Annotated in this window: 16 protein-coding genes; 5 read left to right on the top strand and 11 right to left on the bottom strand. The window is 67.6% G+C overall.

The window, feature by feature from the left end; translation table 11 throughout:
* Positions 1 to 37: 37 nt before the first annotated feature.
* A complete protein-coding gene (locus tag C477_RS14970; protein WP_008895354.1) occupies positions 38 to 451 on the top strand; it encodes a hypothetical protein in 414 nt (137 codons plus the stop codon).
* A 126-nt stretch (positions 452 to 577) separates the two neighbouring features.
* Complete coding sequence (locus C477_RS14965) at positions 578 to 1,378, top strand: formate/nitrite transporter family protein (protein ID WP_008895353.1); 801 nt, start codon at positions 578 to 580, stop codon at positions 1,376 to 1,378.
* Positions 1,379 to 1,399: 21 nt separating this feature from the next.
* Here the strand turns inward: C477_RS14965 and C477_RS14960 are convergent, their stop codons facing one another.
* Positions 1,400 to 1,750, bottom strand: a complete 351-nt coding sequence (locus C477_RS14960) for a helix-turn-helix transcriptional regulator (protein ID WP_008895352.1) — start codon at positions 1,748 to 1,750, stop codon at positions 1,400 to 1,402.
* Between the two features lie 137 nt (positions 1,751 to 1,887).
* Positions 1,888 to 2,685: an NRDE family protein gene (locus C477_RS14955; protein ID WP_008895351.1), complete on the bottom strand. Its 798-nt coding sequence runs from the start codon at positions 2,683 to 2,685 to the stop codon at positions 1,888 to 1,890.
* A gap of 246 nt (positions 2,686 to 2,931) precedes the next feature.
* Between C477_RS14955 and C477_RS14950 the strand changes: the two genes are divergently transcribed.
* Positions 2,932 to 4,527: a BCCT family transporter gene (locus tag C477_RS14950; RefSeq protein WP_008895350.1), complete on the top strand. Its 1,596-nt coding sequence runs from the start codon at positions 2,932 to 2,934 to the stop codon at positions 4,525 to 4,527.
* A 42-nt stretch (positions 4,528 to 4,569) separates the two neighbouring features.
* Here the strand turns inward: C477_RS14950 and C477_RS14945 are convergent, their stop codons facing one another.
* The 7 genes from C477_RS14945 to C477_RS14915 all read right to left on the bottom strand — a co-directional run bounded on the left by C477_RS14945 (position 4,570) and on the right by C477_RS14915 (position 12,870).
* Positions 4,570 to 6,150 (bottom strand): class I adenylate-forming enzyme family protein, encoded by a 1,581-nt coding sequence (locus tag C477_RS14945; RefSeq protein ID WP_008895349.1) that lies wholly within the window; start codon positions 6,148 to 6,150, stop codon positions 4,570 to 4,572.
* Entirely contained in the window at positions 6,150 to 7,223 is a 1,074-nt protein-coding gene (locus tag C477_RS14940; protein WP_008895348.1) for a mandelate racemase/muconate lactonizing enzyme family protein, read from the bottom strand. The genes C477_RS14945 and C477_RS14940 overlap by 1 nt, the downstream gene beginning before the upstream one ends.
* Before the next feature lies 1 nt (position 7,224).
* Complete coding sequence (locus C477_RS14935) at positions 7,225 to 8,166, bottom strand: 1,4-dihydroxy-2-naphthoate polyprenyltransferase (RefSeq protein WP_008895347.1); 942 nt, start codon at positions 8,164 to 8,166, stop codon at positions 7,225 to 7,227.
* A gap of 113 nt (positions 8,167 to 8,279) precedes the next feature.
* The gene (locus tag C477_RS14930; RefSeq protein ID WP_049914580.1) at positions 8,280 to 8,987 is read right to left on the bottom strand and encodes a cohesin domain-containing protein; all 708 of its coding nucleotides are present in this window, start codon (positions 8,985 to 8,987) and stop codon (positions 8,280 to 8,282) included.
* Positions 8,977 to 10,230 (bottom strand): DUF7350 domain-containing protein, encoded by a 1,254-nt coding sequence (locus tag C477_RS14925; protein ID WP_008895345.1) that lies wholly within the window; start codon positions 10,228 to 10,230, stop codon positions 8,977 to 8,979. Before C477_RS14925 ends, C477_RS14930 begins: the two co-directional genes overlap by 11 nt.
* Positions 10,231 to 10,272: 42 nt before the next feature.
* Positions 10,273 to 11,547: a DUF7405 family protein gene (locus C477_RS14920; RefSeq protein ID WP_008895344.1), complete on the bottom strand. Its 1,275-nt coding sequence runs from the start codon at positions 11,545 to 11,547 to the stop codon at positions 10,273 to 10,275.
* A gap of 429 nt (positions 11,548 to 11,976) precedes the next feature.
* Positions 11,977 to 12,870 (bottom strand): 1,4-dihydroxy-2-naphthoyl-CoA synthase, encoded by an 894-nt coding sequence (locus tag C477_RS14915; protein WP_008895343.1) that lies wholly within the window; start codon positions 12,868 to 12,870, stop codon positions 11,977 to 11,979.
* A gap of 302 nt (positions 12,871 to 13,172) precedes the next feature.
* On the opposite strand from C477_RS14915, the gene C477_RS14910 reads away from it, so the two are divergent.
* Positions 13,173 to 14,057 carry a hypothetical protein gene (locus C477_RS14910; RefSeq protein ID WP_008895342.1) on the top strand — a complete coding sequence of 295 codons (885 nt, stop codon included), beginning with the start codon at positions 13,173 to 13,175 and terminating at the stop codon, positions 14,055 to 14,057.
* A gap of 60 nt (positions 14,058 to 14,117) precedes the next feature.
* Here the strand turns inward: C477_RS14910 and C477_RS14905 are convergent, their stop codons facing one another.
* Positions 14,118 to 15,470 (bottom strand): right-handed parallel beta-helix repeat-containing protein, encoded by a 1,353-nt coding sequence (locus tag C477_RS14905; protein WP_008895341.1) that lies wholly within the window; start codon positions 15,468 to 15,470, stop codon positions 14,118 to 14,120.
* Positions 15,471 to 15,911: 441 nt separating this feature from the next.
* Here C477_RS14905 and C477_RS14900 point away from each other — a divergent pair, with 441 nt between their 5' ends.
* Positions 15,912 to 16,952 (top strand): J domain-containing protein, encoded by a 1,041-nt coding sequence (locus C477_RS14900; protein ID WP_008895340.1) that lies wholly within the window; start codon positions 15,912 to 15,914, stop codon positions 16,950 to 16,952.
* 316 nt (positions 16,953 to 17,268) lie between these two features.
* On the opposite strand, the gene menD is transcribed toward C477_RS14900, so the two are convergent.
* Positions 17,269 to 19,062 carry a 2-succinyl-5-enolpyruvyl-6-hydroxy-3-cyclohexene-1-carboxylic-acid synthase gene (gene menD, locus C477_RS14895; protein ID WP_049914572.1) on the bottom strand — a complete coding sequence of 598 codons (1,794 nt, stop codon included), beginning with the start codon at positions 19,060 to 19,062 and terminating at the stop codon, positions 17,269 to 17,271.
* Positions 19,063 to 19,083: the final 21 nt, after the last annotated feature.

Raw genomic sequence — 19,083 nt, 5'->3', positions numbered from 1 at the left:
AGTATCCATAGCTAACCGATCGCTCGGTGACCGTTCAATGCAAATTACACAAGATCAACAGGTCGAGTTCGACGAGTTCTCTCGGGCGTGCGATCTCGTCGAAGGCTACTTCGGGGCGACGATCGACGATATCGCGCTGCACGCGCCGGTCTCGCGGCGCCAGCTTGTGGCCGTCCTCGCGCGAGCGCAGCTGTCGGGACGCCAGCTCGCAATCGAGGGGCTGACCGAGGAGGGAGAGGTCGTCTACCAGTCAAACGACGAAACGCTGCTCTGGCTCGACGGCGGGTTCTGGAACGACATGCGGGGTCGACACCACTTAGAGCCGGACGAGGGCCGGGCCGCACGCGAGGTCCACCGTCGGCTCATCGAGGCCATCGACGGCGACGTCCCCTACTACAACCGCGAGCGGGATCCGTTCGTCCTCATCGAGCGGTTCGATCCCTACGAGTAGCGCGTCGAATATCCGTCGACGTCAGAGACGGTGGTCCGTTCCACCACTCCGCGAGCTGCTGCGGCGCGGGTCGCCGTAGAGTATTCATGTCCGCCACTTTTCTATCAGCGAACAGATATTCGGGTCGTGCCCGTCGCTCCTGACCCACGAGAGATTTTCGAGCGAGCGACCGAAGAAGGAGAGCGGCGGCTCGACCAGTCGTGGCTCGAACTCGTTTCGACGAGTTTCATCGCGGGGTTTACCATCGTCTTCGGTATCGTCGCGCTGGGCGTCGTCGACGCACTCGTCGAGCCGCAGTTCGGCGCCGTCGCGCACATCGCGGGCGCGCTCGCCTTCGGCGTCGGCGTCGTGTTCCTCGTCGTCGGGCGAACGGAACTGTTTAACGAGAACTTCTTCGATCCGACCGCGAAGGCGGCCGACCAGGACGGGTCGTGGCTACTCGTACCGCTCGGGCGTCTCTGGACCGTTACTTTCGTCTTCAACCTCGCCGGCGGATTCCTCTTCGCGCTGGTCTTTGCCGTGGACGGGGTCCTTCCCGAAGGGACGGCTCACGTGCTCGGACGAACTGCGGAGGAAATCGTTCACCGACCGACGGCGGCGATATTTGCGAGCGCCATCGTCGGCGGCGCGCTCGTGAGTCTGCTATCGTACCTACTAGAGGCGGTCAACACCGTCGGAAGCCGAATCACCCTCGCCTACGTCGTCGGCTTCCTGTTGGCGCTCGGCCCCTTCGACCACGTGATCGTCACCGCGATTCACGTCTTCTTCGGGATGCTTTTCGATCCCGTGATCGGTTACTGGATCCTGCTCGAGACGATCACGGTCGCGACTGCGGGGAATCTCGTCGGGGGATTGGGCCTGGTCACGTTCACTCATATCGTCCAGATACGGGGCGCGCGAACATCGGACGGAACGAGCGACTCGTGACCGCCGCCCTCGCGAGGCCGGCTAGTCCTCGTAAGCGAGGTTCATGATCCACTGCGAGAAGGCGTCGCTGTTGGGATCGACTTCCTCCTCGCCGATAAACGGCGAGAGCATGTCGCCGGCCATCAGCAGCGTGAAATCCAGATCGCGAGCGGTCGGCGCGATGTAGTAGGTGTTGTGTCCGTCGTAGACCGTGTCCTCTCGGTCGACGAGGTCCTTCTCGACCAGCGACTCGACGATCCGGCTGCCCTTTCGCGAGGAGACGCCCAGTTCCTTCCAGAAGTCGCTCTGGTGGATGCCGCCGGTCTCGCGAACGAGTTCGAGCCCGGCGCGCTCGTCCTCGGAGAGCTCCGCTTCGGCCGTCGACATGCTCACGGTGACCACCTCTCCGTACTCGTCGCTAGCGGCAGGAGTGCGTCCATGTGCGTATGAGATGGACGGAGGCGCATGAATCTACCGCTCCCCAGTTCGGTCCACCGGCGGCCGCTCGAGAACCGGTGAGACGGCGTGCGTTATTCCCGCACCTCTGAGGCGAGATCGGTTTCGAGAGAGATGGGTTCGTACGCCGTCTCGCAGGGCGACCCCGGTGCGAACTCGTAGCGAGGCCCCGCGGGACCGAGCGCGATCAGCGAGGACGACCGCGTCCCGAACCCGTTGTGGTGGATGCAGACGCCGTACTCGTGGTCGCCCAAGACCTCGCCGGCTCGCTCGAGCCACTCGTCGACCGATTCGTCGGCGTCGTCATCATCGTCGCCGCGGTCCCCATCGCCGCCGACCGACAGCGCCTCGCGGACCCCGCGGGCGTTCGCGGCCTGCGTTCGCCCAGCGTCCGCCCGGAACTCGGGCACGTCGACCGTCTCGTCGACCGCGACGTTGACCACGACGTGGACGCCGGGCTCGAAGTCGATCCGCTCGAGGGAGCCGTCCCAGTAATAGCAGTACGCGTCCGTCTCGTCGGCGACGACGAGATAGAACCCATCGTACTCGTAGTCGTCCGTCTGGGCCTCGACGATCGCACCGGCTTCGGCGGCCGACGTCGCCTCGAGAACGTCGGCGACGAGCAGGCCTCGCGAGCGCTCCCCCGCGAGGTCGGCGTCGGTCCACTTGTTCGTGATCCCCGCGAAGACGCCGTGCTCGTTGTAGCCGATCCACGTTCCGCCGGCCTCGGCGTCTCTGGGCGCGACCACCAGCGGATCCTCGCGGTAGACGTCAGGCGGGAGCGACTCGCGGCCGACCGCCTCGTCGCGGTTGGCGGCGACCGCGACCGGCGCGTCCTCGAAGACCTGCCAGGCGAGGGTCAGTGTACACACGACTCGCGATAGGGACGCCAGCGATTTAACTTCCGTTCCGGCGGCAATCCGTTTCGGCGCTTCCCCGCCGTGGCCCGATCCGGGAGTTGTGATAACACCTCCCCATCAGCGGTTGAGACGAAGAGTACTTGAAGAACTAACCGCGGGTTTGGAGACACACCTAATGGAGACTCGCGAGCCTGCGAGTGACGACAGCGCGCAGTCGAATAACCGCTCAAGAGACGGTCGTATCGAGGGGACCGAGCGATGAACGCGACGAAACTCCTCGGACTCGAGGAGGCGTCCTGGCCGGAACGAGCCCTCTTCGCCGTGACGATGGGCGTGATGCTCTCGCTCGGCGCGGTCGGCTTCCTGCGCCCGGCGGCGATGAGTAGCGCGCTCACCGGCGCGAAGGGCTGGGTGCTCACCTACTTCGGCTGGTGGTTCATCCTCCTTGGATTCGTCCTGCTCGTCGCCGTTTTCGCCTTCACGGCCTCGAGGTACGGTCGACTCCGTATCGGCGGTCCCGACGCCGAGCCGGAATTCGACCGGTTTTCGTGGCTCTCGATGGTGTTTACCGTCGGCTTCGGCGCCTCGGTTCTCATCTGGGGCGTCGCGGAACCGGTGTCGATCGCCCAGAATCCGCCGCCGGACCCGGCCCCCGTCCAGGGTGCGTCCCTAGAGTCGATGGCGTTGGCCTTCATGTTCATCCACGAGGTGTTCCCGGGGCTGGCGATGTGGTATCTCCCCGTCGCGATCGCTTTCGGGATCGTGATCTACACGGAAGGCGTCGGTGACTACAAGATCAGTTCGATGCTCACCGGCATCGTCGACGAGGATCGCATCCCCGGACTCTACTGGCTGGTCGACCTGGCGGCGCTCGTCGCCACGATCGGCGGTATCTCGACGACGCTGGGCTTCAGTGCCCAGACGATGTCGGCGATCCTCGGGCGAGTGTTCGGACTCGACGCGGCGGTTCTGACGTACGTGGTGTTCGCTCTCATCGGCCTCGTCTTCCTTGCCGACGTCTGGCTCGGTCTGCAGCAGGGGATCCGCAACGCGGCCCGCGCGACGGTGGTGCTCATCGGCATCGCGATGGCCCTGCTCGTGGTGGTCGGACCGAGCCTCTACATGGTCGAACTGAGTCTGGATGCGACGGGCGTCTGGCTCAGCAATATATTCCGGCTGACGCTGTACACCGCGCCGGGGACCGACGGCAACTGGGCGGCGAACTGGACCGGCTTCTGGTGGGCCTGGTGGGCCGCCTGGAGCATCTTCGTCGGGAGCTTCGTTGCCCGCGTCTCGAAAGGGCGGACCATCCGGGAGATGTTCGCCGTGCTCGTCGTGGTCCCGACGGTCTTCACCTGGATACAACACGGCCTCATCGGCAGCTGGGTGCTCGCGCCGGGCTACCAGGAGCCGGTCGCCGCAGCGATGGCCTCGGCGGGGAATCCCGCGGCTATCGCGAAAGCGCTCCAGATCACTCCGTTCGGAACGGTACTCGCGGTGCTGTTCGTCTTCATCATCGCCGGCTACATCATCACGTCGCTCGACTCGGCGGTGTTCATGATCTCGGCCATCACGCTCGGCGACGAGAATCCGAACGCGCGAAACCGCGCGTGGTGGGGCGGGCTGCTCGCAGTGTTCGGGATGATGTCGCTCAGACTCGAGGAGTTCAGCGCTATCGAGTCGCTCTCGGTGACGATGGCGCTCCCGTTCTCGCTGTTCCTCTTGCTCGTCCTGTACGGGAGCTACGTCGTCGCTCGGGACTACGTCCGCGAGGACGACGACGAAACGTCCAAACCGGACCCTCAGACGCCCCATCGGCAGCCAGTTACCCGAAGCGTCACCGACGACGATTGAGCGACGCCGCGGGGCGGTCCGGGTTCGGATCAGTGACCGACCTTACGTCGATTCGGTCACGTCGATGCCGTCCTCAAGCAGGCGCTCACGAACCGCCTCGCGGTCGACGGTTCCCGACGCCGTTCGAGGAAGTTCGTCGGCGAATCCGATCGTCTTCGGCCGCTTGAAGCCGGCGAGCCGCTTGCCACAGCGGGCGAGCAGCGACTCAAGGTCGATCGAATCGGTCCCGCCGGCACCGGTTCCGACGCCGTCGGCGGGGACGACCAGCGCCGCTACGCGTTCGCCCCACTCCGGATCCTCGAGGCCGACCACCGCCGCCGCCTCGACCGCCGGGTGGGAGCGCAGCGCCGCGATCACTTCGCCGGGGTCGACGTTCTCGCCGCCGGTGACGATCCGGTCGCTTCGGCGGTTGAGAACCCAGAGCCGGCCGCCCTCGTCGCGGTAGCCGATATCGCCGGTGTGCAGGCCGTGCTCGCCGAAGGCCGCCCCGGTCTCCGCGTCGGAGAGGTAGCCCGGCGTCACCGTCGGCCCGGCGACGACGAGTTCGCCGGCCTCGCCGGCCGGGATCGGCTCACCGCTCTCGTCGACGACCGTTACGTCCGTACAGACGAGCGGAGGACCGACCGTTCCCTCGCGGGTCGTCACCTCCTCCGGCGTCGCCGTCGCGATCTGGGAGGCCGTCTCGGTCATCCCGTAGGTCGGGTGGACCGGAACGCCGGACTCGCGACAGCGCTCGAGCAACTCGCTCGAGGCGGGTGCGCCGCCTAACAGGACGAAGCGCAGCGAGTCGGGCGGCGACCAGCCGACATCGAGCAGCCGCTTGCACATCGTCGGGACGAGCGAGACGCCCGTGATATCGTACTCGTCGAGAACGCGGGCGGTTGCCGCCGGATCGAACTCTCGCTGGATCACCACGGGCGTCCCGTAGAGCGTCGAGCGGACGACCGGCGCCAGGCCGCCCATGTGGTACATCGGGAGACAGCAGAGCCACCGATCGTCGGGCGCGACGCCGAGTCGGAAGGCCGACGCGTTCGCGCTCGAGACGAGGTTTCCGAGAGTCAGCCGAACGATCTTCGGCTCGCCCGAGGTCCCCGAAGTGAACATGAGCAGGTGGGTCCGGTCGGACTCGAGGACGACCGGCTCCAGATCCGACTCCGGTATCGTACCGGTATTCGAGCGCAGCGAATCCACGCCCCCGCGTTCGGGCTCGTCGACCGAGGCGATCGGACAGTCCGCGACTTCCGCGGCGAGTTCCGCCGTCCCGGCTTCGCAAACGAGCGCGCCGAGATCGGTTCGTCGAACCTTCGACTCGAGTTCGGCGGCCGTCTCGCGGACGTTCAGCGGGACGATCGTGACGCCCCGACGCATCGCGGCGAAGTAGAGGTCGGCGAACTCGACGCGCGTTTCCATCAACACGCCGAGTCGGGCGGGGTCGTCGAATCGGCCGTCGGAGTCGGCGAGGAGCGACTCGAGGCCGGCGGCGACGGCGTCGACTCGCTGATCGAACTCGCCGAACGTCCACGACTCGTCCGCGTCGGCGTCGATCACGGCCGTCGCGTCCGGCGTCGTCGACGCGCGGTGGGAGAGAAGGTCCCGCGTCGGCCACTCGACCGGCCCGTCCATCACTCCCACACCCCCTCGACGCCCAGCCCCTTGGCCTGCGGGACGACCGCCGAGCCCTTCTCGAGGAGGACGGGATCCTTGCCCAGATCGTCCGCGAGCAGGTCCGCGGTGGCCAGCCCGCAGGCCGACACGTCGGGGATCGACGCGGCCAGGTGGACCGCCCCCGTCCGGGCGACGACGGCGTCGATCGTCGTCGTCACGATCGGGTCGATGTCGAGCTCGCTCACCCACGCTGCGACCGTTCGGGCGACGTCGACGCCGCCCAGCGCCATCGGCTTCAGGACGAGGGCGTCGGCCGCCTCGGCGTCGCAGATCGCGTCGACGCCGTGTTCGAGTAGCCCCTCGTCGAGCGCGATGTCGACGCCCGCTCCACGATCGTCCGCGCGGAGGTCCGCGTGCCCCTCGAGGGCCCCCGCGGGAAGCGGCTGCTCGAGCAATGATACGTCGAACTCGGCGGCGGCCTCGAGGGCTGTCGCCGCCTCCTCGTACGTCCAGCCCTCGTTGGCGTCGATCCGCAGTTCGACGTCGGGGCCGACGGCCTCGCGGACGCGCCGGATCCGTTCGATATCTTCCTCGACGCTTCGCCGGCCGGCTTTCAGTTTGCAGCAATCGAACCCGCGGTCGACGGCGTCGGTGGCCTCCCGGACGGTCTCGACCGTCGAGCCGTCGCCGATCGTCGCGTTGACCGGCACCCGGCCGACCATCGGTCCCTGACCGATGTACCGGTACAGCGGCGTCGATTCGCGCCTCGCGGTCAGATCCGTCAGCGCGAGGCCGACCGCGTGTCTGGCCGCGACCTGCTCGTCGACCGCCTCGATCGCCGCGGCAGAGCCGGCCTCGATCTCTTCGGCGGCCCGCGCCAGCGCCGCCTCGCAGTCGGCGTGCGATTCCGTCCAGCCCGGCAGCGGCGTGGCCTCGCCGTAGCCCACGGGGTTGTCGTCGGCCCCCCGATCTGTGATTCGAACGAGGAAGCCGTTGCGCGAGTCGATCGTCCCGTCGGCCGTCTCGAGCGGATCCGCGAGATCGAGCGAAAACGGTCGGTACTCGAGGTCGAGATCTCGGTCGTCGGACATGCTACGTCGCCACCCCCGCGGCGAACAGGATCGCGTAGATCGCCAGCAGTTTGCCGGTCCCCTCGAGCGCCGGGTTCAGCGCCTCGCCGTCGGTCCGCGTACAGACCGTGCGGGCGACGACGGCCGCGTAGGGCAGCGAGGCGAGGGGCAGCAACACGCGCGGGCCGAACCCCTCGGCCAGCCAGAGCCACGGCGGCACGAGGTAGGCGAGTCCGAGCAGCGCGGCGTACTCGACGCGGCTCCAGCGGTAGCCGATCCGGACCGCCAGCGTCCGTTTGCCGGTCTCGGCGTCGGTCTCGAGGTCGCGGATGTTGTTGACCACGATGATCGCCGTCGAGATTCCGGCAACCGGGAGGCTCGCGAGGAACGCCTCGCGGGTGACGGTTCCCTCGGGGATCGTCGTCGTCAGCGGTTCGGCGATCGTCGCCGCGGCCTGGACGTAGAACGTCCCCATCACGGCGACGAGTCCGAAGAAGACGAAGACGAACGGGTCCCCGAGGCCGTGGTAGCCCAGCGGATAGGGGCCGCCGGTGTAGGCCCAGCCGCAGACGACGCTTGCCAGTCCGACGACGAGGATCGGCAGGCCGCCGACGTAGACGAGGTAGGTTCCCGACAGGATCGCCAGCGCGAAGGTGACGAACGTCGCCAGCTTCACCTGCTCCGGGGAGATGATCCCCGCCTGGGTCACCCGCGTGAACCCCTCCCTGTCGTCGGTGTCGGCCCCCTTGATCGCGTCGTAGTAGTCGTTCGCGAAGTTGGTCCCGATCTGAATCAGCGCCGCGCCGACGAACGCCAACAGCGCCGGCAGCGGGGCGAACACGCCCTCGTGGAGCGCGACCCCCGTCCCGACGATCACCGGCGCCGCGGCCGCGGGCAGCGTTTGCGGGCGTGCGGCCATCAACCACGCCTTCGTCCGTGAGATATCGACCTCGGCCGTACTCATTGCTCGAGTGTCCCACTCGCGGAAGTGTCAACGTTGGCATTGCGATCGATCGAGAGCCGGGCCGATCCGGCGCCGCGGCCATGAGTAACCTTCCATCATTGTCTCGACCGCTGTTATTGTCGGGCCCGCAGCCAGAGCGCCGCGCCGAGACCGGCCAGCCCGGCCACCCCGGCCAGCGGCGTCAGTCCGGGGACGGGATCCTCGAGACCGCCGTCGCTCTCGTCGCCCGCGGCGCCGTCGACGACCAGCGTCGCGTTGCGTTCGACCGGGTCGACCGGATAGCCGCTCGGGAACATCGCCGAGTCGTCCGCGATCGCGAGGGTCTCGTCGGTCGTCGGCGCGTCCTCGCTGACCTCGAGGGTGATCGTCGCCGTCGGTCCGGTTCCCGTCGTACCGTTCCCCGGCGGGGTTCGCTCCTGCTCGACCGTAATCACGCCGGCTTCGTCGTCGATCTCGACGTCGCCGTCGACCGTAGCGTTCCCGCCCTCGTCCCCGCCGGCCAGCATCGAACCCTGTTGGACGTCGGTCACGGTGAGCACGTCGGGGTCGTACTCGATCGCGTAGGAGAGCCCGCTGATCCCGTTGCCCGCGGGGTTGCCGTGCGTACTCGCCACGAGATCGAGCGTCACGGTCTCGCCGGGCGCGACGTCGATCTCGGTCGTGTCGTCGTTGAACCCCTCGGAGTCGAAGTACAGCAGCGTCGCGCTGTCGATGGCGCCGGCCGGCGCGGGGACGACCGCGAGCGGGGCGAGGAGGAGCCCGCAGGCGATGGCGGCCGCCAGCGCGGCCGAGAAGACGGCCGCGAGTCGTTCACTCGGCATCGTCACTGTCCTCCGGCACCCGCAGTTCGATCGGCGGCATTTCGAGGAAGGCCGTGTCGTACCCTTGGTGGCGGGCGACCTGCGGCAGCGACCGAATCGTCAGCGTCACCGTATCGCCGGCACGGAGATCGACGTCCTCGAGCGACGCTCCGTAGTGGAGCCCGTACTCGCCGTCGATAGTCTGCTCGAGGGAAACCGGTTCGGCGGTGACCGACTCCCCGTCGCGTTCGATCGTCGCGTCGAGGCTCATGTTCGGAAGCGGGACGCGGTTGTACGGCGTCCGCGGCGAGACGAGCAGGGAGCGCCCGTCACCGCCGGTCAGTCGGTAGTCCGACTCGAGGACGGTCGCGAGAAACGCCGCGTCGCCGCTTCGGGGCAGTTCGGCCGTCGATTCGGGACGTCCCTCGCGAATCTCGCCGCTCTCGTCGGTTCCGACGAGGAACGTCCCAGGGAACGCATCGACCTCGGGGAGCCGTGAGTAGGGAACGTGATCGTGAGCCATCGGCTCGAGGGCGCCGCGTTCGCCCCAGCGCCCCTCGTCGAAGTAGTCGACGTCCGAGACCGTCTCGCGAAAGTCCTGATCGTAGTCGAACTCGAACGTCGCGGTCTCGCGCTCGGCGAACCGGCCCGCGAGGTCGCCGGTCGTTCGCGCCGACAGCGGTGGCAGTTCGACCTCGACCGTATAGGTGCCGTCCTCCTCGAGGGGGACGTTGTCGCCGAAGTGAAAGCCCATCTCCTGGGAGAGCATCGGCCACATCGACTGCGGGGACCCGACCCGTTCGCCGTCTCGAGAGAGCCTGACGACGTTGCCGCTGTCGACCGGCAGGACGACGCCGGTCTCGGCGTCCCAGAGGGTGAACATCATGTGGACGCCCCGCATCTGGTCCGGCGTGACGTGCTGGACGTCGTCCTCGCCGTCGCCGGTCACGAGCCAGAACGGGTGGGGGTACGATAGCATCGGCGCGAGCCGGTAGTCGCCGGCCACGATCGGCTCGAGGGCCCGCATCGACTCGCGGTGGGTCGGCACGTAGACCGCGTCCGGTTTGTCCTCGATTTCGGGGAACGGAGGTGCGACGTCGACGGTTTCGTCTCGGTTCTCGTCGGTTTCGTTTCCCTCGCCGTCGGAGTCGTTTCGTTCGCCGCCGTTTTCGTCGCCGCCCTCACCGAAACAGCCCGCCAGCGCGAGCGCGCCGGTCGCTGCCCCCCAGCCGACGAACGTCCGTCGATCGATTTCGTGGTCCATGTGGATGGTCGTGAGTCGTCTGTCGGTTTCGTCCTCGAGTCGTCACTCCGTCTCCGTCGGGTTCGTAGGCGGCAACGCGCGCAGCGACCGCGGCGGAACCAAGTAGTTCCCGCGCCGGTTGACGAAGATGTAACCGGTGATACCGTTGTTGAGGTTAGTCACGTCGAGGTCGGTTCCCTCCATCGCCTGCCGCACGCGGACGAACTCCTCGATACCCTCCTGGAGGGCGAGGAAGTGGATCCCCGGCCGATCGTCGTCGACCGTGCTGAAGTCGCGTCGCAACAGCGGCGGCTTCCCGTCTTCGCGTCCGCGGGCGGCCTTCTGGGCGTGGCCGACGACGCCACGGTCGCTGGCGTCGGCTTCGGTCGCCGCGATGCGCTCGTCGGTCAGTCCGTTGGTCGTCGTCAGCTTCTCACCGGTCGTGCCGACCGCATTCTCCTCGGCGTGTTCCGGGCTGAACATCTTCTGGACGCGCTGGTGTTGGCTGTCCTGTTCGAACCACTGCCGGAGGTTGAGCCCCATCGAAGAGACGTGCTGGGTCGTCGCCCCCGCAAACGGCCCCTCCGCGATCGTCACGCGATCCTCGGGGGCCTGGCTCTCGGCGAATCCCGATCGAAAGCCCATCAGCGACGGCGCCTCGTCGGGAATCGACTCCGGAACGCCGTCGAGATCGGTGTGGTTAGCCGGCAGCCCCGCCCCGACGAAGCCGGTCCGGCGCCGCTCGTCGACGCGCTCGAAGACGCCGGTCAGGTCCGTCTCGATCCCGCGGCCGTTGAACTCGTCGCGCTCGCCGAACAGCCCCTGCTCGGCCTCGAGGGTGACCTCCGGGTGATCGCTGGCGAGGTGGAGGATGGCGTCGAACTCGTCGAACCTGTCGGCGTCGCCGACGATCGGCTCCGGATCGGGAAGGTCGACCGAGTCGGGCAGCGATCCGTCGAACCGGTCGAAGTACGCCGGCGTGTAGCCGATCGTGAAGACCAGCCCCTCGTTGCTCCACTCGTAGGCGCGCTCGAGGGCCCGAAGCGCGTCCTCGACCTGCGCTCGAGCGTCGTCGGACGGCTCGGTCGAGAGCGACAGCGCCACCAGCACGTGGTGTTCCGGCAACTGGACGTTCCCGTCGTCGTCCCTCGAGAGGAACTCGTTCCAGGCGTGCTGTCGCGACGGCAGCGAGTCGGGGTCGTCGGTTCCGGACGGGACGTCGACCGCTTCGTCGTCGTTCTCGGAGAGGCAAGCACTGAGCGCCGACGCGCCGCCGACGGCCACCAGCGCCCGGAGGTAGTCCCGGCGTGACAGCGCGGACCGATCGGGAAGTGTCACTGGTCGGAAGTCGGGCGCCGACGCTCAAATGATTTTCTCCCCTGATCGCAGGGTCGAACCAACTGGCTCGAGGAGTGTTATCGGTGCACACGGAATCGCACCCACTCGAGCTGGGACGTCCCGCCAGTGGTGGATCCGGCGTGAGGTGGCGCGCGCTGGTGACCGCCTGAGCGAATTCGAGGGCGGTCAGCGATGCCGTGCGAGGGATGAGTGAGCGGTACGAGGGATGAACGGAGTGAATCCCTCGGAAGCGAGCGAATCGGCTGGAGAGGACGTGGCACTCCCCGTTGCCAGCAGTAGCAGTACGGCTGAGGGCTGAGTGGCGTTGAAACCGACGAAAGAAACGCGCACTCGAGCCGAGTCGAGTCCCCGTACAGTTACGATCCGATCCGAGACGGTCACCGATGACGGAGCGGATCGATCAGCCGCTCAGTAGTGCCACGGGAAGTCGTCGAAATCGGGGTCGCGGCCCTCGACGAAGGCGTCCCGACCCTCCTTCGCCTCGTCGGTCATATAGCCCAGCCGCGTCGCCTCGCCGGCGAAGACCTGCTGGCCGATCATGCCGTCGTCGGTCATATTGAAGGCGTACTTGAGCATCCGCATCGCCGTCGGGCTCTTGGCGTTGATGCGCTCGCCCCACTCGAGGGCGGTCTCCTCCAACTCGTCGTGGGGGACCGCTTCGTTCACCATGCCCATCTCCGCGGCCTCCTCGGCGTCGTAGGTCTTTCCGAGGAAGAAGACTTCGCGGGCCTTCTTCTGGCCGATCTGTTTGGCGAGGTAGGCCGAGCCGAAGCCCGCGTCGTAGCTCGCCACGTCGGGATCAGTCTGGAGGAATTTCGCGTGCTCTTCGCTCGCGAGCGTGAGGTCGCAGACGACGTGCAGCGAGTGGCCGCCGCCGACGGCCCACCCCGGGACGACGGCGACGACGACCTTCGGGATGTGGCGGATGAGACGCTGTACCTCGAGAATGTGCAGCCGTCCCTGTTCGGATGCTCGTTCTTCGTCGCCTTCGTACTGGTAGCCGTCATCGCCGCGGATCGTCTGATCGCCGCCGGAACAGAACGCCCAGCCGCCGTCCTTCGAGGAGGGGCCGTTGCCGGTCAGCAGGATGCAGCCGACGTCGGTCTGGCGCTTGGCGTGGTCGAGCGCGTCGTACAGTTCGTCGACCGTCCCCGGCCGGAAGGCGTTGCGCACGTCGGGCCGGTCGAAGGCGATCCGGACCGTGCCGGAGTCGACCGCTCGGTGGTAGGTGATGTCGCTGAACTCGTCGTTCAGGTCCGCGACCGGCTCCCAGCGTTCGGGGTCGAACAGTTCCGAAACCATTGGCTCGACGTTGGTCCGCGGCCCGTGAAATAGGTTCGCGTCGCGCTCGAGGGACTCGCTCGAGGCAGAGGTCCCGTTAGTAACGCGAGTCCGCGACTCGCGGTGGCGCTCGCCGATCGACGGGAACGCGCAGTTGGCGATAACCGATAGAGTTTTTCTACTAATATGAGTTCGTCAGAATGAATGCTCGCTCGCCCTCGGACTAGCACGGATACGCGGACGACAGCGGACGGTGTGATCGGTCGATTCGACGGAGCGATCGAACGGTCCGGTCGCCGGCTCCGGACGGCGCGCGGGTCGGTATGAACCGTTCGCTCGTCGCGTCGGTCACCGCGGGAGTGCTCGGCGGCCTCGCGAACGTCATGGTGACCCGTGAGTTGCTCGAGCGCGTGGACTCTCCGTTTTTCGAGCCGGGACGAGAGACGGCCCTCAACCCGGGGACGATCGGCTCGGTCGCCGACGCGCCCCACGTCTGGCTCGGCGTGTTCGCGCTCGGATTCGTCCCGCTGTTCGCGACGACCGCCACGAGACTGCTCGCGCCCGGCGGCGGGTTCGTCGCGTTGCTCGTCGGCGTCGTACACACCGTCCTGACGGCGCCGTTCCCCGAGGGAACCCCCATGGCATGGGGGACCCTGGTCGAGGGGCCGTTCTACGCGTCGAACTACGCGAAGTCGTGGTACGCGTGGCTCTCGCTGCTGCTGGTCGCCGGCGTCGCCGAGTTCGCGCTCCGGCGCGGCTACGGTCTCGGCGACGAACGGCTTCGGAACCTCCCGACGCTCCCGCTGTCCCGATCGCAGCTCCGGGCGGTCGTCCTCGGAAGCGGACTCCTTGTCGGGCTCGGGATCGGGCTGCTGAGTTCCACCGGTGCGTACTACCAATCCGATATCTGGACCGTTCTTACGATTCTCGTCCCGGGGTGTATCGTCACGGCGATCGCCATCGCCGCGCTGCTGACGAGGGGACTGGTCACACCGATGGTCCTCTACGCCTACTGGACGGCGGGTACTGTCGAGAGCACGGTGTTTCCGCCACATCCCGCTCCGGAGTACCACACGCATCCGGAGGTTCTGTTCCTCTTCCTCTCGGTCGCCCTGCCCCTCCTCGCGTGTCTCGAGTGGGTGCTTCGATCCCGCGTCCGCGGCTGGGACGGCGGCGTCTTCGCCGGGCGAGCCGATACGGCGGAGTGACGCAGTGAGTGAGGGGAAATCTCGAGTCGGGACCGATTCCGATCGTCCTTGTTCCCGTCCTTACTCTCGAGTCGCGTTCAGCCCCTGCTGGATGTCGACGGCGTAGGTCTCGTCGACCTCGATCGGCGCGGGGCTGTTTCGGACCGTGTTCGTCGCGACGACACCCGCCTCGCCCGAGCGGATCCGGATGCCGGCGTCCGCGGCGTCGCTGATCGCGTTCCCGGTCACGGTGAAGCTGTAGGGACGCTCCGTCTCGCGGGCGGACTCGTCGTCGCTGTCGGCGGGGACGGTCCGGGAGAGGATCCCGACCGGACAGTTGTCGACTTGATTGCCAGAGATAGTGATATCGAACGAGCGCGCCAGCGGGGTGCCGGCGATCTCCTCGCGGACGTGGGTCTCCTTGTACTCGATCTCGATGCCCGCCTCGCCGCCGGGGTCGGGGGCGTACTCCTCGAGGTCCCGACAGACGTTCCCGACGATCGCGCCCTGCTGGGCCGGCGAACAGGCGATGAGGCTGTGGCCGCCGTCCTCGGCGACGTTGCCGTAGACGGTGAAGTTGCTGACGTTGTAAGTCGCGATGTTGTTGTAGGTCACGCCGGCGACGTAGTTGCGCGCGACGACGACGTTCTCGGAGCGGCGCAGGTCCAGCTCGTCGGCGGCGGCCCGGGCGGTGATCCCGTACCAGTTGGGGTCGAGCACCTCGTTGCCGACGACCTGTACGTTCGTACAGCGCGAAAACGAGATCGCCATCTGGAAGCCGTCGACGGTGCGGTTGTTCGCCACCAGCAGACCGTCGCAGTCGTCGGCCTGAATCGCGTGGTTGTCGAGTTGCGTTCCGTTCGCGTCGAACTCGATACCGGCGATCGTCACGTCGTCGCCGCGGGTGCGGATCAGGTCGTGGCCCGACGGTTCGTCACTCGTCGCGCTGTCCTCCCCGCCGGCGACGACGAACCGCGTTCCCTGCTGGCCGACCAGCGCGGTGTCGTCGCCGATCGTGGCCGGACCGGCAAAGCGGAAGTCGCTGCCGCCCGCGACGACGGTGCCGCCGCTCGAGGCGAGTTCGTCGAACGCGTACTGGAACGCTGCCTCCGCGGTGCCGTCGGTCGAGAACGCGACGCGACCGGATCCGGCCTCGAGGACGAGGTAGCCGACGCCGCCCTCGTCGTGATCGCGTTCCGAACCGCGGTTCCACCATCCGCCGCGGCCCGTCGTCCCGTTACCGTTCGGTCCGCAACCGTCGCTGCGGACGACGTAGTAGCTCGCACTCGAGAGCGCGCCACCGCCGCGTCCTCGCGCCTCGCCGAGTCCGGTCAACGCGCCGATTCCGGCGGTCGCTCCGAGGCCGCCGAGGAACGTCCGTCGCGTCGACTGTCCGAACCGCCGGCCGCTGGTGACGTCGGTGTCGTTGGACATCGCCCATCACTGTCGGAGTGTCGGCCATAGTTTCTTATAATACGTCTATTATTGAATTTCTCTACATCCGGTCCGGAACGTATCAGTACTGACGGGTGGTTAGTGGCTTCGCTCCGAGCGCCGCACGCCGATCCGAATCACGTGGCAGCGATCGCTCGGGCCACCGGTCTCGAGTCGCGTTTCGATCGCACGCTGGATCCGATTCCGGTACGGTTCACCGTCCGTCAACCAAGTTCGACGCTTTCAGACGTCCAGGCGGCCGCTATCGTCGCCAGAGAGTCGACTCCGTCCCGATCCAACGGGCTATTTGATATAGCGACATACGATACATCTGTCCGAGAAACGACGCACCGAGACGCCACTTTCAGTTTCCAACCCGAACTCTGACGGCGATCGTCTACGCCGATTGATTTTTCAGCCGGCCGTTCGACTCCGAAGGCGATGGGCGAGACGTACTACGACGTCCTCGAGGTCGATCCGGACGCGACTCGCGAGGAGATTCAAACCGCCTACCGCGAGCGCGTCCTCGAGACCCATCCGGACCACAACGACGCGCCCGACGCCGCCGAGCAGTTCAAGCGCGTCTCGACGGCGAAATCGGTGCTGACCGACGGCACCGAGCGGGCCAGGTACGACCGGCTGGGCCACGAGTCCTACGTTCGTCTCGCCGACCACTCTGCCGGTGAAGGGAAAGCGGATGACTCGAGCGCGTCGACCGACGGGGCGAACGCGTCGGCAGAGAAGGCGTCGAACGCATCGACGACTGGCGACTCGAGCGCCGATACGAGCGCGAACGCGACGGGGTCGAGAACGACGCAGCGGGCGAACTCGAGAACGGGATCGAAGAGCGGCCGGAGTCGGACCACCGACCGAACCGCTGCCGGCTCGAGCCGGACCGACGCCGGACGCTCGAGATCCCGAGGCGGCGCACGAACCGAGAGCCATCACGCGCGACAGCGCAAGCGACGACGTCAACAGCGGACCCGACAGCGGGCGACGGGCGGGTGGTCGTTCGGCGACGAGACGGCGGCGTCGGCAACTTCGACCCGCGGCGAGCCGACCGCGACGGCTACCGGAGCCGACGACGACGCCGAGGCCTCGGAGTTCCAGTACGCCGTCCACGACTGGACGGATGACGTCGACCCCGAGTGGGAGGGCCAGTCCCTCGAGTACTCGACTGCGGTGACGATCGGCTGTTGCTGGCTGCTCTATCCGGTGTTCGTCGCGGTGGCGTTGACGCCGGTGTTCTCGATGCCGGTCAAGGCGATCGTCGTCGCCTGTACGCTCGGCCTCGTCGGCTACCTGCTCACCAGACCGCGAGTGGCGACCGGAGTGTTCGGTTCCTGGAGCGTGCTGTTCCCGATCGGAATCGAGTGGCTGGCCCCCGTATCGCAGTTCTCGCCGGCCGGGCTGGTCGCGCTCGGCTTCGCCTGGATCCCCTTCGGCTACGCCCTCGCGCTCTGGTGGGCGCTTCGCCCCTGATCGTCGATTCGTTCGTCTCAGTTGGTTGCGGGTGTGATGATAGCCGATCTATTTTCGTGGAAACTGGGGACTCGAGCGTGCTGCTCACAGTGGCAAGGGGGAATCGCCACGCCCTCCCCAACCGATTCGTTCGCGCCCGCGGGATTCTCGCCGTTCATCCCGCGGACCGCTCACTCATCCACTGTCAGAACGAGTTCCGACACGCCTTCGTTCACTCCGTTCACGACGACCTCGCGCAGTATCGACGACTGCCCTCGCTACCGCTCGGTCAGCCGTCAGCGCGCGCCATCGCGTCCCAGAACAGTCCGTAGCGACGCTACTCGCCGTCGCCTCGAAGCTCCTCGCGAATCCGCTCCGCGAGCGCGTCCCGCCGTCGGTGACTCGCCTCCGAGTCGAATTCGACCGCGAGCACCTGCGTCCCCGCAGACTCGAGGGACCATCGATACGCGCTCGCGAAGTCGACGGGGGCGACGCGCTCGAACGCGAGGTCGTAAAAGTCCGCCAGCGCGTCGAACTCGAGGCCGTGGGGCGTCTTGAACTGGGCCGTGAAGGGGGGCTCGAACTCCTCGATCGGGAGTTCGTGGAAGATGCCGCCGCCGTCGTTGTCCAGCAGGACGATCGTGGCGTCGACGCCGCAGCGGTCGACGGCGAGCAGTCCGTTGGAATCGTGGTAGAAGGCCAGATCGCCGGTGACGAGCACCAGCGGCTCGCCGGTCGCGCTTCCGGCGCCCAGCGCCGTGCTCGTGATCCCGTCGATCCCGCTGGCGCCGCGATTTGACAGCACCGTCAGGTCGGCGTCGCGGGGGCGTCCGAACCGGTCGGCGTCCCGGATCGGCATGCTGTTGGAGACGAAGATCGTCGCGGGGTCGGGCGCCTCCTCGAAGACGTCGGCGAGAACGGCCCCCTCGAACGGCTCGGCCTCGAGGGACGACGACTCGAGGGCCGCGTCGCGAACCGCCCAGTGGCGACGCTCCGCGTCGGCAAACGCAGCCAGCCACTCGTTTTCGGAGCCCGTCTTTGCCCCGGCATCAGCCTCGAGGCGTTCGCACAGCCCCTCGAAGACGGGCCCCGGCGACGCGGCTAGCAGATCCGTCGCGGTGAACGTCGCCTCGCGCCAGTCGCCCGCGGGGTCGATCAGGAACTGCCGAGCGTCCGAATCCCGCAGCGCGTGTCGCAGGGGTTTCGAGGTCGGCGATGCGCCGAACCGTACGACGGCGTCGGGCTCCGGAAGCGTATCGACGTAGGCGTCGTAGCCGCCGTACACCGGCCCCGTCGCGGACTCCCGGTCGACGTGCGGGCCGAACCGCAGATTCGAGAGCGGATCCGCGAGGATCGGCGCGCCGACGCGCTCGGCGACGGTCGCGACGCGGTCGGGATCGAGCACGGACAGATCGGCAGGATCCGCTGGCCCTGCGACGATCAGCGGTCGGTCGGCGTTCTCGAGCGTTCGGACGAGGTCGTCGTACTGCGCGTCCGCGAGCGCTCGCGTTCCCGACTCGGTTTCGACGAAGGCGCCGTCGCGTCCGCGTCCGGCGAGCGTCTCCGCGAACGCGTCGGGGACGGCGTCGGGCACCTCGATCGGCTCGAGGGGCTTGCGGAACGGACAGTTCAAGTGGACGGGACCGGGATCGACGCCGCCCGTCTCGGACAGCGCCCGCGCGGCGGTCGTCCGGAGGCTCCGGACCTTGCGCTCGTCGGGTTCGGGATCGGGGAGTTCGGCGTCCCAACGGACCGCGTCGCCGTAGAGTTCGACCTGATCGACGGTCTGGTTCGCCCCGCTGTCCCGGAGTTCGTGCGGGCGGTCCGCCGTGAGCACGAGCAGCGGGACGCGGGCCTGATCGGCCTCCATCACGGCCGGATGAAAGTTCGCGGTCGCCGTCCCGGAGGTCGAAACCAGCGCCGTCGGCTCGCCGGTCCGGCGCGCCCGGCCGAGCGCGAAGTACGCCGCCGAGCGCTCGTCGAGGTGGGAGTAGACGTCGATCCCCTCGTGTGCGGCGAAGGCGACCGTCAGCGGTGTCGACCGGCTGCCGGGAGCGACGCAGACCGCCTCGAGGCCGCCCTTCGCGAGTTCGTCGACCAGCACGCGGCCCCACAGCTGTCTCTTATACACATCTCTGAGCGGGCTGGCAAG

It is taken from the genome of Haloterrigena salina JCM 13891 (genome assembly GCF_000337495.1).
Classification (GTDB): Archaea; Halobacteriota; Halobacteria; order Halobacteriales; family Natrialbaceae; genus Haloterrigena; species Haloterrigena salina.
Note: the sequence above shows the minus strand (reverse complement) of the source record. Positions and strands in the feature narration are given on the sequence as shown.

Bases quoted from the DNA above. Each gene is read 5' to 3' on its own strand.
- C477_RS14970 (WP_008895354.1), top strand. From the start codon at position 38: ATGCAAATTACACAAGATCAACAGGTCGAGTTCGACGAGTTCTCTCGG.
- C477_RS14950 (WP_008895350.1), top strand. From the start codon at position 2,932: ATGAACGCGACGAAACTCCTCGGACTCGAGGAGGCGTCCTGGCCGGAA.
- C477_RS14945 (WP_008895349.1), bottom strand. From the start codon at position 6,150: ATGGACGGGCCGGTCGAGTGGCCGACGCGGGACCTTCTCTCCCACCGC.
- C477_RS14940 (WP_008895348.1), bottom strand. From the start codon at position 7,223: ATGTCCGACGACCGAGATCTCGACCTCGAGTACCGACCGTTTTCGCTC.
- C477_RS14935 (WP_008895347.1), bottom strand. From the start codon at position 8,166: ATGAGTACGGCCGAGGTCGATATCTCACGGACGAAGGCGTGGTTGATG.
- C477_RS14930 (WP_049914580.1), bottom strand. From the start codon at position 8,987: ATGCCGAGTGAACGACTCGCGGCCGTCTTCTCGGCCGCGCTGGCGGCC.
- C477_RS14925 (WP_008895345.1), bottom strand. From the start codon at position 10,230: ATGGACCACGAAATCGATCGACGGACGTTCGTCGGCTGGGGGGCAGCG.
- C477_RS14915 (WP_008895343.1), bottom strand. From the start codon at position 12,870: ATGGTTTCGGAACTGTTCGACCCCGAACGCTGGGAGCCGGTCGCGGAC.
- C477_RS14910 (WP_008895342.1), top strand. From the start codon at position 13,173: ATGAACCGTTCGCTCGTCGCGTCGGTCACCGCGGGAGTGCTCGGCGGC.
- C477_RS14905 (WP_008895341.1), bottom strand. From the start codon at position 15,470: ATGTCCAACGACACCGACGTCACCAGCGGCCGGCGGTTCGGACAGTCG.
- C477_RS14900 (WP_008895340.1), top strand. From the start codon at position 15,912: ATGGGCGAGACGTACTACGACGTCCTCGAGGTCGATCCGGACGCGACT.